At 61.4% G+C, this 14,053-nt stretch carries 16 protein-coding genes and 1 tRNA gene; 6 read left to right on the forward strand and 11 right to left on the reverse strand.

Annotated features, from left to right (window positions below):
• Nucleotides 1-102: 102 nt before the first annotated feature.
• Complete coding sequence (locus NKI64_RS23925; RefSeq protein WP_352670448.1) at nt 103-1,104, forward strand: alpha/beta fold hydrolase; 1,002 nt, start codon at nt 103-105, stop codon at nt 1,102-1,104.
• A 65-nt stretch (nt 1,105-1,169) separates the two neighbouring features.
• Nucleotides 1,170-1,442, forward strand: coding sequence for a hypothetical protein (locus tag NKI64_RS23930; RefSeq protein ID WP_023688343.1), 273 nt, complete (start codon nt 1,170-1,172; stop codon nt 1,440-1,442).
• A 119-nt stretch (nt 1,443-1,561) separates the two neighbouring features.
• Here NKI64_RS23930 and NKI64_RS23935 read toward each other — a convergent pair whose 3' ends face one another.
• The 4 genes from NKI64_RS23935 to NKI64_RS23950 form a co-directional block, all read right to left on the reverse strand.
• On the reverse strand, nt 1,562-1,801 hold the full coding sequence (locus NKI64_RS23935; RefSeq protein ID WP_023667535.1) for a DUF2188 domain-containing protein: 240 nt from the start codon (nt 1,799-1,801) through the stop codon (nt 1,562-1,564).
• A 59-nt stretch (nt 1,802-1,860) separates the two neighbouring features.
• A complete protein-coding gene (locus tag NKI64_RS23940; RefSeq protein ID WP_032891817.1) occupies nt 1,861-2,139 on the reverse strand; it encodes a DUF982 domain-containing protein in 279 nt (92 codons plus the stop codon).
• Nucleotides 2,140-2,223: 84 nt separating this feature from the next.
• Complete coding sequence (locus NKI64_RS23945) at nt 2,224-2,538, reverse strand: SH3 domain-containing protein (protein WP_023818167.1); 315 nt, start codon at nt 2,536-2,538, stop codon at nt 2,224-2,226.
• A 124-nt stretch (nt 2,539-2,662) separates the two neighbouring features.
• Nucleotides 2,663-3,760, reverse strand: a complete 1,098-nt coding sequence (locus tag NKI64_RS23950) for an NADH:flavin oxidoreductase/NADH oxidase (protein ID WP_023701165.1) — start codon at nt 3,758-3,760, stop codon at nt 2,663-2,665.
• Nucleotides 3,761-3,903: 143 nt separating this feature from the next.
• On the opposite strand from NKI64_RS23950, the gene NKI64_RS23955 reads away from it, so the two are divergent.
• Complete coding sequence (locus tag NKI64_RS23955) at nt 3,904-4,482, forward strand: NUDIX domain-containing protein (RefSeq protein WP_023688346.1); 579 nt, start codon at nt 3,904-3,906, stop codon at nt 4,480-4,482.
• An 88-nt stretch (nt 4,483-4,570) separates the two neighbouring features.
• On the forward strand, nt 4,571-5,542 hold the full coding sequence (locus NKI64_RS23960; RefSeq protein WP_352670454.1) for an ATP-grasp fold amidoligase family protein: 972 nt from the start codon (nt 4,571-4,573) through the stop codon (nt 5,540-5,542).
• 372 nt (nt 5,543-5,914) lie between these two features.
• On the opposite strand, the gene NKI64_RS23965 is transcribed toward NKI64_RS23960, so the two are convergent.
• Both NKI64_RS23965 and NKI64_RS23970 read right to left on the reverse strand, forming a co-directional pair.
• Nucleotides 5,915-6,103 (reverse strand): hypothetical protein, encoded by a 189-nt coding sequence (locus tag NKI64_RS23965; RefSeq protein WP_023688348.1) that lies wholly within the window; start codon nt 6,101-6,103, stop codon nt 5,915-5,917.
• Nucleotides 6,104-6,826: 723 nt separating this feature from the next.
• A complete protein-coding gene (locus NKI64_RS23970) occupies nt 6,827-7,048 on the reverse strand; it encodes a hypothetical protein (protein WP_023710600.1) in 222 nt (73 codons plus the stop codon).
• 86 nt (nt 7,049-7,134) lie between these two features.
• On the opposite strand from NKI64_RS23970, the gene NKI64_RS23975 reads away from it, so the two are divergent.
• Complete coding sequence (locus NKI64_RS23975; protein WP_352670457.1) at nt 7,135-7,998, forward strand: ATP-dependent DNA ligase; 864 nt, start codon at nt 7,135-7,137, stop codon at nt 7,996-7,998.
• On the opposite strand, the gene NKI64_RS23980 is transcribed toward NKI64_RS23975, so the two are convergent.
• The 5 genes from NKI64_RS23980 to NKI64_RS24000 form a co-directional block, all read right to left on the reverse strand.
• A complete protein-coding gene (locus NKI64_RS23980; RefSeq protein WP_023695401.1) occupies nt 7,995-8,243 on the reverse strand; it encodes a hypothetical protein in 249 nt (82 codons plus the stop codon). The genes NKI64_RS23975 and NKI64_RS23980 overlap by 4 nt on opposite strands.
• Nucleotides 8,244-9,180: 937 nt before the next feature.
• Nucleotides 9,181-9,372, reverse strand: a complete 192-nt coding sequence (locus NKI64_RS23985) for a hypothetical protein (RefSeq protein ID WP_023667524.1) — start codon at nt 9,370-9,372, stop codon at nt 9,181-9,183.
• Between the two features lie 747 nt (nt 9,373-10,119).
• A tRNA-Leu gene (locus NKI64_RS23990) sits at nt 10,120-10,205 on the reverse strand.
• Between the two features lie 128 nt (nt 10,206-10,333).
• Complete coding sequence (locus tag NKI64_RS23995; protein ID WP_352670460.1) at nt 10,334-10,996, reverse strand: outer membrane protein; 663 nt, start codon at nt 10,994-10,996, stop codon at nt 10,334-10,336.
• Between the two features lie 127 nt (nt 10,997-11,123).
• Complete coding sequence (locus tag NKI64_RS24000) at nt 11,124-11,975, reverse strand: alpha/beta fold hydrolase (protein WP_352670463.1); 852 nt, start codon at nt 11,973-11,975, stop codon at nt 11,124-11,126.
• Nucleotides 11,976-12,222: 247 nt separating this feature from the next.
• On the opposite strand from NKI64_RS24000, the gene ade reads away from it, so the two are divergent.
• On the forward strand, nt 12,223-14,034 hold the full coding sequence (gene ade, locus NKI64_RS24005) for an adenine deaminase (RefSeq protein ID WP_023751503.1): 1,812 nt from the start codon (nt 12,223-12,225) through the stop codon (nt 14,032-14,034).
• The last annotated feature ends 19 nt before the right edge of the window (nt 14,035-14,053 follow it).

Raw genomic sequence — 14,053 nt, forward strand, 5'->3', positions numbered from 1 at the left:
GCGACATCGAACTGGCGGCAATGCCGACACAAGCCGCCATCTGCCTTGCCGAGCGTTCGTCAGTGGGTGATGGTGCGCGCCGGTCCGCTCCCCAGGTGAAACATGCTGGTATCGATTCTGCTGTGGCTTGTCGCCGGCCTGTCCGTGCTGGCTCTCGTCATCGTGGCCTGCCTGGTGGCCGCTACGCTCTGGATTGCCGCCAAGGCCGAAAGGCTGGTGCCGGCCAGCGGAAACTTCGTCGAGATCGACGGCAGCCGCATCCATTATGTCGAAACGGGCGAGGGACGGCCGATCCTGTTCGTGCACGGACTTGGCGCGCAACTCCACCAGTTTCGCCACACGCTGTTTGAGCGCTTTGGCCCTGGCTACCGCCTCATTGCACTCGACCGGCCGGGATCGGGCTATTCTGTTCGCGCGCGAGGAGCCACCGGCCATCTGCCTGAACAGGTCGAGATCATCAGGCGCTTCATCGAAACACTCGGGCTGGAAAGGCCGCTCGTGGTCGGGCACTCGCTGGGGGGCGCCGTCGCGCTGACCCTGGCCTTGGAGCATCCCGGCGCGATTTCCGGCATCGCTTTGCTGGCGCCGCTGACGCATCCGGAAGCCGGCGCCCGCGAGAAAGCGGGCCTGCTCTATATCCGTTCGCGGCTTTGGCGCTGGATCATGGCCTACACCGTCGCGATACCGACAAGCCTCAGATATGCGCGGCAGACACTGGAGTTCATCTTCGCGCCGCAGGCCGTTCCCGCCGACTACATGATCGATGGCGGCGGATGGCTCGGGCTGAGGCCAAGCCATTTCCATGCAACCTCCACCGATTTCGTAGCGGTCGAACAGGATCTTGGCCGCATCGAAGAGCGCTATGAAGAGATCGCCATGCCGGCCGGCATTTTCTTCGGGACAGCCGATCGCGTCATCGCCATGCGCATACATGGGGAGCCGATGAAGGACAGGATCGAAGGGCTCGATTTCGAGACGGTCGAAGGCCTCGGCCACATGCCGCAATTCGTCGAGCCGGACCGCGTCATCGCCTTCATCAAGCGCATTGCCGAGCGGACATTCGCCGGCCAAGACCTCACCACAGCCTCACAACAATTTCACTGAACCATTCGGCTGATATCCGGTTTTACCCCGTGTCGCACCCAAGGCGGCGGATACGGAGTAATTCAATGTACAGGAAAGTTTTTGCAGCATCCGTGCTGACGATCGGTCTTGCCACATCGGCGATGGCGCAGTCATCGGACAGCACGTATTCCAACCATCACAGCTGGTGGCCGTTCGGGAACGAGCAGTCATCGACCGTCGACCAGAGCACCACCGGCAGCATCAATGCCGACGGCAGCCAAGGCTATGGCGGCGCTACGGGGCCGTGCGCCTCCGACCCGTCAGGACCCTATGGAAATGTGAGGCCCAACGTGAACGATCAATATTGCGGCAAGTGATCAAGCCGCGGCTTCGACTGACCGGCAGGATGTCCCGCCTGTTTGTTTTGACACGCAATTCCCAAGGGAATTGCTTAGGCGAGCATCCATGGCCGGCAGCGAAAGCTGAGGGGCAAGGATCAGTCGGAAACTTCGGTCTGCGGCCGGTCGCGGCCGTCGGCCAGTTCGTCGTGCCACTTGCCTTCGGCATCCTCATACTGGATGCCGTCCGTGGCGCCGGCGATCTGCTGTTCGGCCGAGGCGATCTCGGCGGCGCGCAGCGCATCCTGGTGGGTCGGGAATGTCTCCGAGAATGTCGAACCGACCTTGTAGGCCCAGCCCCCGTCATGCTCGACGATCTTGTAAGTCAGCTTCGCCATGAAATCCTCCGGTTCGTCCGTCCGCTCAATGCGGCCCGTTATTCAATGCTATCTGGGCTTCAATGCAACTTGGCGTCTGGCAGCCGGTCTTCGGGAACCAGCACTTCCGATTCCTTGGCCGCTTCGATCAAAGCCCTGCGTGCATCGGCCGTCGAACGATAACCTTCCAGCACTTTGAGGCAAGTGTCGAGAGCATCACGATGGCGCGGGCCGCGATTGAGCGGCCACACCGTCATCAGACACTCCGCCGCTTCCTGGGTGCTGCGGATCTGGCGATATTTGCCGACATGGCCGAGTTCGACCACGACCGGGGTTTCAAAAGGTTTGTTATCCATGATGGCCGCAACGCAAAGCAGCCAATATGGTTGCAAAAGTGGCCGTCAGCCTGCGCCCAAACGTCTCACCAACCGCAATCGTTGGTCTCAGTAACCGCAGTCGTTGCGCAGCCAGTGGGCGTTGGCCCGGCCGGTCCGTCCGCCGATTTCGACCTGGTACCAGTTGCCGCGGCGGTCGAAAATCTCCGTGTGGTCGCCGTTGAACAATTGCCCGATCATGCGCGACGACGAGTTCGGCCGTACGCGCACGGCGAGAAACCCGCTGCCGGTATCCAGATCGTAGTGCCTGGACAGGCCGTGCACCGTGCCTTCGCAATATTGCGCGCCGACCGGAGACGACGCGGCGAACGACAGTGCGACCACCAGAGCGGCTGCCGCCGGATAGATTGCCCTTGATGCCATGGACTTTGCTCCCAATCCGGCCGCCAAGGCGGCCTGCCCCCAGGGACTATAGCGGGCGGATTAACGCGAAGCTGCGGCAATCTGTCCAGCAGATGCGTTTGGCGCATCCGTCGGCGCTGCCTGTTCAGCCCTTCGTCCAATGCTGCATCGTCGTCACCGAGCGGGCGAGCTGTGGCGCGGGATGGATTTTCTCGCTGAAGGTGGCGGCGGCGCGCCAGCCCCAGCGCGGATCGGCGAGGAAGGCGCGGGCCAGCGCGACTATGTCGGCGCGGCCGTCGGCGACGATCGCCTCTGCCTGCGAGGGATCGTCGATCAGGCCGACAGCCCGTGTCGGGATGCCGGCGCCCTTGCGCACCGCTTCGGCCAGATGCACCTGATAGCCGGCGCCGGTCGGCAGCTTCTGCAACGGCGAATTGCCGCCGCTCGAACAGCAGATATAGGCAACATCAAGCGCCTTCAAGGCTTTGGCCACCTCGATCGCCTCTTCGACCTCGAAGCCGCCATCGACCCAGTCCTTCACCGACAGGCGGGCGCCAAGCATCAGGTTTGGAACTGCCTTCCTCACCGATTTGGCGATCTCGATGAGGAAGCGCATGCGGTTTTCCAGCGAGCCGCCCCAGCGGTCGGTGCGCTGGTTGGAAAGCGGCGACAGGAACTGGAAGATCAGATAGCCGTGCGCGGCGTGCAACTCGAGGAAGTCGAAGCCGGCGCGCTCGGCCCGCTTCGCGGCTTGAGTGAAGCGCTCGATAAGCTGCAGGATTTCATCCTCCTCCAGCGCATGCGGCACATTCCAGCCGGTGTCATAGGCGATGGCCGAGGCCGAGACGGTCTGCCAGGGATCCTCGCCCGGCTGCAATGGGCCGCCGCCTTCCCAGGGCTTTCGGTTGGAGGCCTTGCGGCCGGCATGGGCAAGCTGAATGCCGAATTTCGTTTCCGGCGCGGCGACGCGCCTTGCTGCATCCAGCGTGCGCCGGGCGGCCGCCTCGTTGTCGTCGGAATAGAGGCCGAGGCAGCCATGGGTGATGCGGCCGCGCCGTTCGACGTCGGTCATCTCGACGGTGACCATGCCGGCGCCCGACATCGCCAGGTTCATCCAGTGATAGAGATGCCAGTCGCTGGCCGAGCCATCTTCGGCGGAATACTGGCACATCGGCGCCACCGCGATACGGTTCGGAAAGGTCAGGCCGTCGAGAGCGATCGGCTGGAAAAGCGCTGCGGTCATCAAAAAACTCCGGAGAGGGACTGCAGCTATTTAGGCGATGGCAGTTGCCGGCACCAGACACGAGGCGGTGAAAGCTTCGCCGTTTCGGTTGCGCGCAAAACCGTTCGCGGTTACGCCATGGCGCCGACAGCTTGGAGCTCATCATGGAAGATCGTATCCGCATCCGCTCGGAGGAAGTCCTGTCCGACGACTGGGCGGTCCTGAAGAAGACTGTTCTCGATTACCGTCGGCGCGACGGGCAGTGGGAGACGCAGATTCGCCAGACCTACGATCGTGGCGACGGCGCGGTGATCCTGCCTTTCGATCCCGAGCGTCAGACGGTGCTTCTGGTGCGGCAGTTCCGCTACCCCGCCTACGTCACCGGCCACCGCGAACCGCTGATCGAGGCCTGCGCCGGCCTGCTCGACAAAAACGATCCCGAAACCGCCATCCTCAAGGAGGCCGAGGAAGAGCTCGGCTATCGCCTACAGAACATCGAGCGGCTGTTTTCCCCCTATATGAGCCCGGGCAGCGTCACCGAACGGCTGTGGTTCTTCGTGGCGCGCTATTCACCCGCCGACCGCATCTCGGCCGGCGGCGGCGCGGCCGACGAGGGCGAGGACATCGAGGTTCTGGAAATGCGGCTTGATGAGGCGCTGGCCGGCATTTCAGACGGCCGCATCATCGATGCCAAGACGATCATCCTGATCCAGCATTTGAAACTGTACCCGATGAAGGGCTAGCTCGGCGAAGCTCGACGTGCCTCACTGCTGCGGGCAGGGTGGCCGTCCACTTCGCGGATGAAGTTGCGCAAGTTGCAAGGACACCGGAATGGCGCGTGGCGCAAAGGCATGGCTGAAGCGAAACAGCGCGCGGGCATCTCTCCTGTTGCTGAACGCCGCGCTGCTTGTCCGCTATCGCCGGTTGACCCAGCGTTTCCTTGAGCGAATGCGGCATCTGCCGAATTTTGCAGCCCCGGTGACGTTCACGGAAAAGGTCCACTGGCGCAAGATTTTCGATGACGATCCTCGCTTTATCGGCCTTCTCGACAAGCTCAAGTCCAAGGAAATCGTCAGGGAGCGGCTTCCCGGGCTCGCCATCCCGGAGGTGCTGTGGCAGGGCGACGATCCGCGCCAGATCCCCTTCGATGACCTGAAAATCCCCTACGCCGTCAAATGCAACCACGGTTGCGCCATGAATGTCATCGTTCGCGATCCGGCCAACGCCGACCGGGAGGCGATCATTGCCGAGATGACGGGATACCTTGGCCAAACCTATGGCGCCCGCAAGCTGGAGCGCAGCTATGAGCACATAGAGCGGCGGGTTTTCGTCGAAGCCCTTGTGGGCAAGGACCAGGGCTATGACCCGGTCGACTACAAATTCTGTGTGCTGGCTGGCCGCGTTGCCTACATTGTCGTCGTCGCCTTCCGTTCCACGGTCAAGAATACCGCCCACCTGGATCGCGATTGGCGCCCGCTGAACATCGTCCAGGGCGCGATCGACTCGAGCCTGGAAATTCCCCCTCCCAAGAGCCTGGCGCGGATGATCGAGGCAGCCGAGGCGCTCGGCAGCGAGTTCGACATGGTGCGTGTCGATTTCTACGAGGAGGAGGGGGAGCCGATCTTCGGAGAATTCACGGTCTACCCACGCAGCGGCTTGCTGCAATTCGATCCGGCTGCCTTCGACCGCGAACTGGGCGCGCATTGGGATATTGGCGCGTCAGCTTACCTCAGTCGTTTGCCCAGCCGATTTGCCAAACGATATAAGGCAACGCTGGTCGCCGCCGGCTATCTCGACGTTTGACGGCTACTCGGTGGCCTGCCACGCCGAAGCTCGAAGAGCGAAGGGTGGTGCGGAGAACCCATACGATTAGAGATCGAGGGAAACTGATAGCTCAGCAGGTCAATAGCCGTGATTTCGAAGTGCTGCCTCAACTGAGCCGTAGCGGTCAATTTGCCCTGCTGGGATTAATCTTCGTGAGCCGCTGCCTGGTCTCGACCACGCGCCTTTGCGCAGATCGGATTCGGCAACACAAGGCGAGTGTCATAGCGACGCCGCAGTCTTCATCGAGCAAGTTTTCGGCGCGCTTCCTGCTGCGACTCGGCCGATTACCGCTAAGGTTACCGGCAAGCTCTCCCACGTCCCGACTGGGTCGAGATCATTTGAAGAACTCTTTCAGCTTGTTGAGTCGACTGTCGCCAGAGGCCTTCCGGCCTTCAGGACACGCCGCCTCGCCGATCGTATCCTGCTGGATAAAGCAAGGTTCTCAGCCACCATTTTCTCGCTGAGCACCAGCGCGAACTCGGTCTGTTTGATGCGCTGCTGAGCATCAGCGAGTTGCATCGTGAAAAGATCGGTTGCCATTGATGATCCGGGATCCGCGAGATTCATGATTGCGTAACACATGGCGGGCGAAATCGTTCCTAATTGTCGGGCGAAGCCGGTGCCGCAAAGGGCGGCTGAGTTTGAACTTCCCACCCGGCCAGACGTCCGCGAGCGCCAAGGCATCGAGAGCCCAGTGATCGGAGGGCCACGACGAGCGGGCGCAACCCGACCACTTAAGTGATCAGCCTCGCTACAGCCTTGACAGGTACAGTCGCGGCCTCATCAAGGGGAGGTATCAATGGTCTCGGCGATTGGAAACCAACATCGGCAGGCAGCTGAAACTCGACCGAAACCCGCAAAGACAGAACCGGGCGAAGGATTTGCGCCAGGCAAAAGCGCAGACAGCGTAGGACATCGCGCCAAGGCAATGGCGGCAGAAAGTGGCGACACGGATTCTGGCGCCCAGGGGCGCGCCGCATCGACAATCGCCAGGATGGATATCACCGTTTTGGCTCCACAGAGCGAAGAGCCGCCTTTGGAGTAGCCCGGGCGGCCGTGCCGCTGCCTCAGTCCTTGTGCAGCACAACGCGCGCTGGCTACGCTCGGTGGACATTGTCGCCTCGAAACACTTCGGGCGTTGCACTGCCGCGAGCCGCCTTCGCTGCTGGTCGAGGGGCTGTAACCCTTGGTGGGGCCGGCATCGCCTCGCCGGTCGTTGCGAGCCCACGATCGCGCGGCCAAGCGACCTTCCCTGTGTCGTCTCTATTTGATACTAGGGGACGGCGGTTTCATCACGGGCAATTGCAGCTGGTCAATGGTTGCGACGATGCCGGCGGCAATGGCTTCCGCCTCATGCATCAGTTCCGGACCATAGAGCCCATTGACCATCTCTTCGCTCGGCAGCACGCCAGGAGGACAGTGCTCTTCCATTGTGCGCCGGATGAGCGTCAGCGCTGCCCGGCATTGGTCGGCTTCGATCTTCATAGCCCTTCAAACATCCAATTCGTCTAAAATGTTCCGGAACTAATTTAGCGCTAGCTAATTGAAGTCGCAGTTCTGCGAGTCAGTGCATGCGTCTGAAATTCATTAAGCCCATGGAACCCGAACTGGTCGACACGCCGCCGATGGGCGATGAATGGATTCATGAGATCAAATTCGATGGCTACCGCACCCAGGTCATCAAGGATGATGACGGGATTCGGCTGATCACCAAGAACGGTTATGATTGGACGGGCCGCTACATCCAACTTGCCGGTGAGGCGGAAGCGATCGAGGCGAAAGACTTCATCATCGACGGCGAGACCATTACGATCAATGAGGCTGGCCTATCCGACTTCCATGCGCATCAATCAGCCGCGACCAGCCGCAAGCCGTCGCGCGATCTGTATCTGCTAGCATTCGACCTCTTGCACCTGAACGGGCATGACTTGCGGAACACGCCGGTGGAAGACCGTCGCGAGATACTCCGGGCGTTGATCCCGGACGGCGGCCGAATTCAGTTCAGCGAAGCGATGCCGGGCACTGGCGACGCCGTCTTTCATCTGGTCGACCAGGCTGGGCTTGAAGGTATCGTTTCAAAGCGGAAGGGCAGCAAGTATCGGTCGGGTCCGACGACGAACTGGCGCAAGATCAAGTGCTATGCCGAAAAGGAGATGGACATCATCGGCGTGCAGCGCGAGCCCGGCAAGCCTGCCATGGTGCTGATGGCCGACAAAGGCCACTATGCCGGCGGCGCCTTCGTCACCTTCAAGGCGGACAAGCGCCAGCGCCTATGGGACCGCGTGCAAGGCAAGATTGGCGGGCCGGCGCCGAAAGGGCTCAAAAGTGACAAAGCCGAATGGCTAAAGCCGGGCCTGGTCGGCCGCGTGCGGTTCCTGAAGGGCGAGGAGAAGCTTCGCCATGCCAAGCTGCTGGATTTCCGGGAGGAGACTTAGCCCGGAGGCTTGTCCCGGGGCTGTGCCGGTCCTGTCCCGTTCCACTGGATGAACTTCGCCCTCTGGCCGGTGATGGTCTCGATCGACTTCAACAGGGGTCCATGGACCTTACGTAGAGCTTGGTAGTGCTCGCCGTGGTACGCCAGGAGCGGCCCGACGATGCTCTTGTGCAGCGCTTCGGCTGCCGCCAGGAAGCGCTCGATTTCAGCCCGGGAAAGTTGTTCCGAAGGTTTGGTTCTGGCCATTGGCGCTCTCCATTGAGGGGTCGCCGCAACGAGGACTATAATCCTACATGCCGGACTGCCTGACAAGAGGGCTCGCCGGCCTTACCCCGCAGGTAGCAGTAGGGCGACGGCGCCAAGCGCAGCATCAGGAGCAACCACCAGCAAAGATGAGCAACGGCAGGCCCGGCGACCTCCTTTGGCACACGGACAAACAAGAAGGTCGCCGAGCCTTACCGGCGCTGCTTTGTGAGGGAGACGACGCCGGATGAGATGAGAGTATGCGATCGTGCTAATCTCTGCGAACCATGCGAACGAAGGAAAGCCTTGTGGCACGGACGTTGAGATCAAGGTCGGCGGGGCGCTGATGCAGGATTCTTCCAAAGCGGTAGTGAGTCCAGAGCGGAACATTAGCGTCGGCCAACGGTTAATTCGGCAGTGTTCCGAACCGTGATTGGTAGAGCGATGGTGACGTTTCATCTTGTCTATTTTTCCGGCCTCACGGCAGACCAGCTGCTAGGCAGCGCCGTTCCTATCCTGGCGTGTTTGCTGCTTTATAACGCTCTGGCTACGGACGCCTAACTGATGGGTCGGCCAGCGGCCGGCCTCCTTGGCAGCCGGCGATTGCCATCCCGATGCCAACTCCTATCACGAGGCCAAAGACAAGCTTGCCGACGAAATCAATGGCGAGGGCCGGACAGGACGCCACACGTCCAGGCAGGGCTCTCTGACGGCATTGGCGATGGCCCGTTGGCAATTCGGGGGTCCATTGTTCCCATTTCTGTTTCTCCCAAAACTGCCCGCTGCCTCACGGTGGCGAGCTTTTTCGTTATAGGGCCCTCCGCGCTGGGCAATCTGTTCCAGGAGCTTCTGTGATGCCTCTATGACGCGGCAAACCTTGGAAAAGGTTTCCGTGGCAGGACCGGGGTACGATTCTAACCAACTACCGCTGTATAGGCCACTAGCGCCCGACGATCCGGCTAATCATGTCGTCATCAGGTGCGCTGTCGGTGAATTCCCGTAGCAGCGCCTTCGCGTGGTCTACCCAATGCTCTTCAGCCAGGTTCAACTCCCGAACGGATCTCCTGAAGGTCTCGCACACCACATCGAAATCGAAGGCGTCAATGCTGTAGCCTTCCTCGTCATGGTCCATCGGCCGCCTCCCCTATGGGGGAAACTGTACGGAATCGTACGAAGCAAGTGCAAGCGCATTCAAAAGCAATTGGCTGATGCCGCCCGATCGTTCCACAATGTGTTGCTAATATGCAGCACCGACTGAATCTCCGATCAGCGGCACTTGTGGTTGGTTCCAACAGCTGCACGTTGACGGCAAGATGCCAAAGCCAACGACATGCGGGCGACGAAGATGGACAAGCGACAAAACACAAGAAATGTTGAGTTGGTCGGTCTTCTGGCCGTGCCGTTGTCAGTTCTAATCACGCTGCTGATAGCTGGAATGATCCTTTGCTGAAATTTTCAAGTGGCAAAAGGCTGGGGCGGCGGGTTTTCCCCTTTGAAAGAAGTCACCATGTCCCAATCCGTCGAACCCCCGATATTGCCAGAGGATAGCCCAGACCGTGGGGTGAACTGTGAAGTCGCATTAGAAGCCGCGTTTGCGGCCTTGGTGACTGCGTCAGAAGCGCAAGGTTGGACGCCACAGGAAACGGCCGCAACTCTTCTTAAAATCGCGACGGAGCATGCCCACCGGGTTAAGGCCGCTGCGGCCCCAGCCGGCTCCTAAGGGAGTGCCTTGACCTGGCCCGCGCGGTCGGTCGCTACCGACAGGAGTGTTGCAGCAGGTATTCCAGCAAGAGTGTTAAACCTCTTCAGTTGCTACCCGCGTCAGCCTTTTCTATGGTAGCCAGTGAGTTCTTACAGAACAAATCCTAAGCATTTCAAATGGTGCGGACGACGGGAATCGAACCCGTACGATCAGAGATCGAGGGATTTTAAGTCCCTTGCGTCTACCAATTCCGCCACGTCCGCAGGCCAGCCCTTTTCAGACGCCAGCGAAAACCCGTCAAGCCATCTTTTGCCGAGTGTCGGACTCATGAAAGGTGGTTCGTGATGGCAAAACAGTTGGTTGTTGCCAAAATCTCAGTCGCCGAGAAGGCTCAGAATTTGTAGCTGAGATTGATACCGACCGCGTTCAGCTTCACATCCTGATCGCGATCGTTGAAGGGTTCCGCCACGTCATAGTGCTCGGAGCCGAAATCGTAATAGCGATATTGCGCGCCGACGATGAATTTGTCGGTCAGCGCGTAGTCGACGCCGGCGCCCAAGGTCCAGCCAACATTCGTGCGTGTGCCGGCGAACGACGCGCCCGCGACTTGCGAAGTTTCGATGCCGGCAAAGGCGATGCCGCCGACGCCGTAGACCAGCACGCGGTCCATGGCGAAGCCCGCTTTGGCGTCGACAGATCCGAACCACTTGATGTCCGTGCGGAACGTGCTGCCAAGGCCTGATACCGCCGTACCGTCGATGGCGGAATAATTGAGCTCCGCCTCGGCGCCGAGCACTGCCTGGTCGAACTGCCACAGGCCGGCGACATGGCCCCCGACGAAACCGCCGTCAATGTCGGGCGCGATGGAAAACGGCGCGCCTTCCGTCACTGATATGTCGGACTGGCCCCAGCCGTAGCCGGCCTGCAGGCCGGCATAGTAGCCGGTCCAGTCGAAGCCTGGTTCGGTCATCGGCACCGCCATCGGGTCGGCGGCGAATGCCGGCGCGGCCAGAGCGATCAGAAATCCGGCACTGGCAATGGTCAGACAGCGCATCGAGTTCTCCGAAAAGGCGGTTCAGAAGGCGCCTTGCCGGAAGGTAATCCTATTCGCCGCAAAACGGAACCCATTGTTCAACAATCGGAATGTACCCGTTGCTGCGCTGGGTGCTCAGCTGGGGGCGCTATTTGGCGTCGATGAAGTCCAGCGCCGCCTGGCTATATTCGTCCGGCGCCTGCAGCATGGCGAAATGACTGGCGTTGGGCAGGATGATGAGCTTGGCGCCCGGAATGACGGAGGCCATGTATTCGGTGTGTTCGCGCTTGATCGCCTCGTCATGGTCGCCGGCAACGATCGCGGTCGGCGTGGTTATCTTGCCGAGCTGTTCCTTGGTCCAGGCCGGCTCCGACTCCCACATGTGGCTGATCTGCGCCACGAAGGCACCGTACTGGTCGGGAGTCTTCGCCAGTTTCTTGTAGTCGCGGCCCGAGCGGTCGATGTAGGCGGCAAAGGTCTTGTTGGTCAGCACACCCGGATCGACGCCATCGGTGGTGACGTTGGCGGCCTGCGCAAAGAGCCGTGTCAGCCGCTCCGGATGATGCAGCGCGATGTCGATGCCGATAATGCCGCCGTCGCTCCAGCCGACAAGAGCGGTCTTGTCGATCTTGAGATAGTCGAGCAGCGCAAGATAGTCCGACGCCATGAGGTCATAGCCGTAAGCTTGCTCGGTGCGGGTAGAACGGCCATGGCCGCGGCTGTCGGCGATAATAACCTTATGCGTCTTGGACATGGTCGCCACCTGGCTTGCCCAGATGTCGCCATGGCCAAGGCCGCCATGGATCAGGAGAATCGGATCACCGGCGCCGAAAACGGCGTAGTACATCTGAATGCCGTTGACCGGCGCATATCCGCTCTGTTCAGGCTTGGGCATGGCCGCCGGTTCGGGCAAGGTCTGCCAACGTTCCTCGGCGGATGCAAAGCCGGCCGAGATCAGGAACAGGGTGACGAAGGCGAGTGCTTTCAGGAACCGGGTCATGACTTCACCTCAGGAGGTTTCGGCCTCATCACAACAAAAACCCGCCTCGCGGCGGGTCGTCGGCGCAAATCAGCACCGTCGGCAGAATAGTAGCATAAGTGCCGGCACAAGCCAAACTGAATGACCGCCGTGACGCTCGCCGGTGTGAACGGGTGCAGCGCATCCGCCGATCATCGAGCGGATTTCGTCCGTGATCGCTGGCCAAAACCTTGCCGGCTTGGCACAGTCTGGCAAACAGGAGTCTTTCATGGCCAAGCAGCCGTCGGCGACGAAACCCAAGCCCTGGACCGAGATGGCGACGCATCTGGTCGACGTCGCGACGGGGCGCAAGCCTGCCGATCTCGTCATTCGCAACGGCCGCTGGGTGAACGTGCACTCCGGCGAAATCATAGCCGGCACCGACATCGCCATATCAGGCGGCCGCTTCGCCTATTGCGGGCCGAATGCCAGCCATGCCATCGGCCAGGGCACCAAGGTGGTCGACGCCGGCGGTCGCTATCTCGTGCCCGGCCTGTGCGACGCGCACATGCATGTCGAGAGCGGCATGGTGACGGTGACCGAGTTCTGCCGCGCCGTCATCCCGCACGGCACCACCTCGATGTTCATCGATCCGCACGAGATCGCCAATGTGCTGGGTCTGCCCGGCGTGCGGCTGATGCATGACGAGGCCGTCGCCATGCCGATCAACGTCCATGTCCAGATGCCGTCCTGCGTGCCGTCCGCGCCGGGGCTGGAGCATGCCGGGGCCGAACTGACGGTCGCCGATGTCGCGGAAGCGATGACCTGGGAAAACATCATCGGGCTCGGCGAAGTGATGAATTTTCCCGGTGTCGTGGCCAACGATCCGGTGATGTCGGGCGAGATAGCCGCCACGGTGCGAGCGGGCAAGACGGTCGGCGGCCACTATGCGTCGCGCGATCTCGGCCTGCCGTTCCATGGCTATGTCGCCGGCGGGCCGGAGGACGACCATGAAGGCACGCGCGCCGAGGACGCGATCGCCCGCGTGCGCCAGGGCATGAAGGCAATGCTGCGGCTGGGCTCGGCCTGGTACGATGTTGCCTCGCAGATCAAGGCGGTGACCGAGAGCGGGCTCGACCCGCGCAACTTCATCCTGTGCACCGACGACAGCCATTCCGGCACGCTGGTGCATGAAGGCCATATGGACCGGGTGGTGCGCCACGCCATCCAACAGGGATTGAAGCCGGTGACGGCGATCCAGATGGCGACGCTGAATACCGCCCAGCATTTCAAGCTGGAGCGCGAGATCGGCTCGATCGCGCCGGGACGGCTGGCCGATCTGCTGATCGTCGCCGATCTCGCCGCCATGACCATCGACGAGGTCTATGGCCGCGGTATCAGGCTGGCCAAGGGCGGCAAGCTCGAGATCGACATCCCGGCCTATGATTACCCCAAATCGGCGAAGAACACCGTCAAGCTCGGCAAGAAGCTGAAGCCAGGCGACTTCGACATTGCGGCGCCCAAGGGCGCCAACGAGGTGCGGGTGCGGGTCATCGGCGTGATCGAAAACCAGGCGCCGACGCGGGCGCTGGAGGCCGACCTGCCGGTCGAGGACGGGCTGGTCGCCATGGACCGCCGCAACGACATCTGCCAGATCGCGCTGGTCGAGCGCCACCGCGGCACCGGCGGCGTCACCAATGCCTTCGTCTCAGGCTTCGGCTATATGGGCGACTGCGCCATTGCGTCGAGCGTCGCACATGATGCCCACCACATCATCTGCGTCGGCACCAACAAGGAAGACATGGCGCTGGCCGTCAACCGCCTGGGCGAGGTCGGTGGCGGCGTGGTGCTGTTTTCAAAGGGCAAGGAACTGGCGCTTGTCGAAATGCCGATCGCCGGGCTGATGTCGGACGAGCGCGCCGAAATCGTGGCGGCCAAGGCCGAGAAACTCACCGAAGCAATGCGCAAGATGGGCTGCTCGCTCAACAACGCCTACATGCAGCACTCGCTGCTGGCGCTGGTCGTCATTCCGGAGCTCAGGATTTCCGATGTCGGCCTGATCGACGTGACGACGTTCCAGAAGGTCGATCTTTTTATCTGAGATCAGCCCGCTGCTTGGC

This window comes from Mesorhizobium sp. M0478, assembly GCF_040321305.1.
Lineage (GTDB): Bacteria > Pseudomonadota > Alphaproteobacteria > Rhizobiales > Rhizobiaceae > Mesorhizobium.

What these genes read in the sequence shown, in the direction of transcription:
- NKI64_RS23970 (WP_023710600.1), bottom strand. Translation starts at nt 7,048, where the DNA reads ATGAAGATCGAAGCCGACCAATGCCGGGCAGCGCTGACGCTCATCCGG.
- NKI64_RS24000 (WP_352670463.1), bottom strand. Translation starts at nt 11,975, where the DNA reads ATGACCCGGTTCCTGAAAGCACTCGCCTTCGTCACCCTGTTCCTGATC.
- NKI64_RS23935 (WP_023667535.1), bottom strand. Translation starts at nt 1,801, where the DNA reads ATGGCGAAGCTGACTTACAAGATCGTCGAGCATGACGGGGGCTGGGCC.
- NKI64_RS23965 (WP_023688348.1), bottom strand. Translation starts at nt 6,103, where the DNA reads ATGGCAACCGATCTTTTCACGATGCAACTCGCTGATGCTCAGCAGCGC.
- ade (WP_023751503.1), top strand. Translation starts at nt 12,223, where the DNA reads ATGGCCAAGCAGCCGTCGGCGACGAAACCCAAGCCCTGGACCGAGATG.
- NKI64_RS23945 (WP_023818167.1), bottom strand. Translation starts at nt 2,538, where the DNA reads ATGGCATCAAGGGCAATCTATCCGGCGGCAGCCGCTCTGGTGGTCGCA.
- NKI64_RS23955 (WP_023688346.1), top strand. Translation starts at nt 3,904, where the DNA reads ATGGAAGATCGTATCCGCATCCGCTCGGAGGAAGTCCTGTCCGACGAC.
- NKI64_RS23930 (WP_023688343.1), top strand. Translation starts at nt 1,170, where the DNA reads ATGTACAGGAAAGTTTTTGCAGCATCCGTGCTGACGATCGGTCTTGCC.
- NKI64_RS23950 (WP_023701165.1), bottom strand. Translation starts at nt 3,760, where the DNA reads ATGACCGCAGCGCTTTTCCAGCCGATCGCTCTCGACGGCCTGACCTTT.
- NKI64_RS23980 (WP_023695401.1), bottom strand. Translation starts at nt 8,243, where the DNA reads ATGGCCAGAACCAAACCTTCGGAACAACTTTCCCGGGCTGAAATCGAG.
- NKI64_RS23995 (WP_352670460.1), bottom strand. Translation starts at nt 10,996, where the DNA reads ATGCGCTGTCTGACCATTGCCAGTGCCGGATTTCTGATCGCTCTGGCC.
- NKI64_RS23925 (WP_352670448.1), top strand. Translation starts at nt 103, where the DNA reads ATGCTGGTATCGATTCTGCTGTGGCTTGTCGCCGGCCTGTCCGTGCTG.
- NKI64_RS23960 (WP_352670454.1), top strand. Translation starts at nt 4,571, where the DNA reads ATGGCGCGTGGCGCAAAGGCATGGCTGAAGCGAAACAGCGCGCGGGCA.
- NKI64_RS23985 (WP_023667524.1), bottom strand. Translation starts at nt 9,372, where the DNA reads ATGGACCATGACGAGGAAGGCTACAGCATTGACGCCTTCGATTTCGAT.
- NKI64_RS23975 (WP_352670457.1), top strand. Translation starts at nt 7,135, where the DNA reads ATGCGTCTGAAATTCATTAAGCCCATGGAACCCGAACTGGTCGACACG.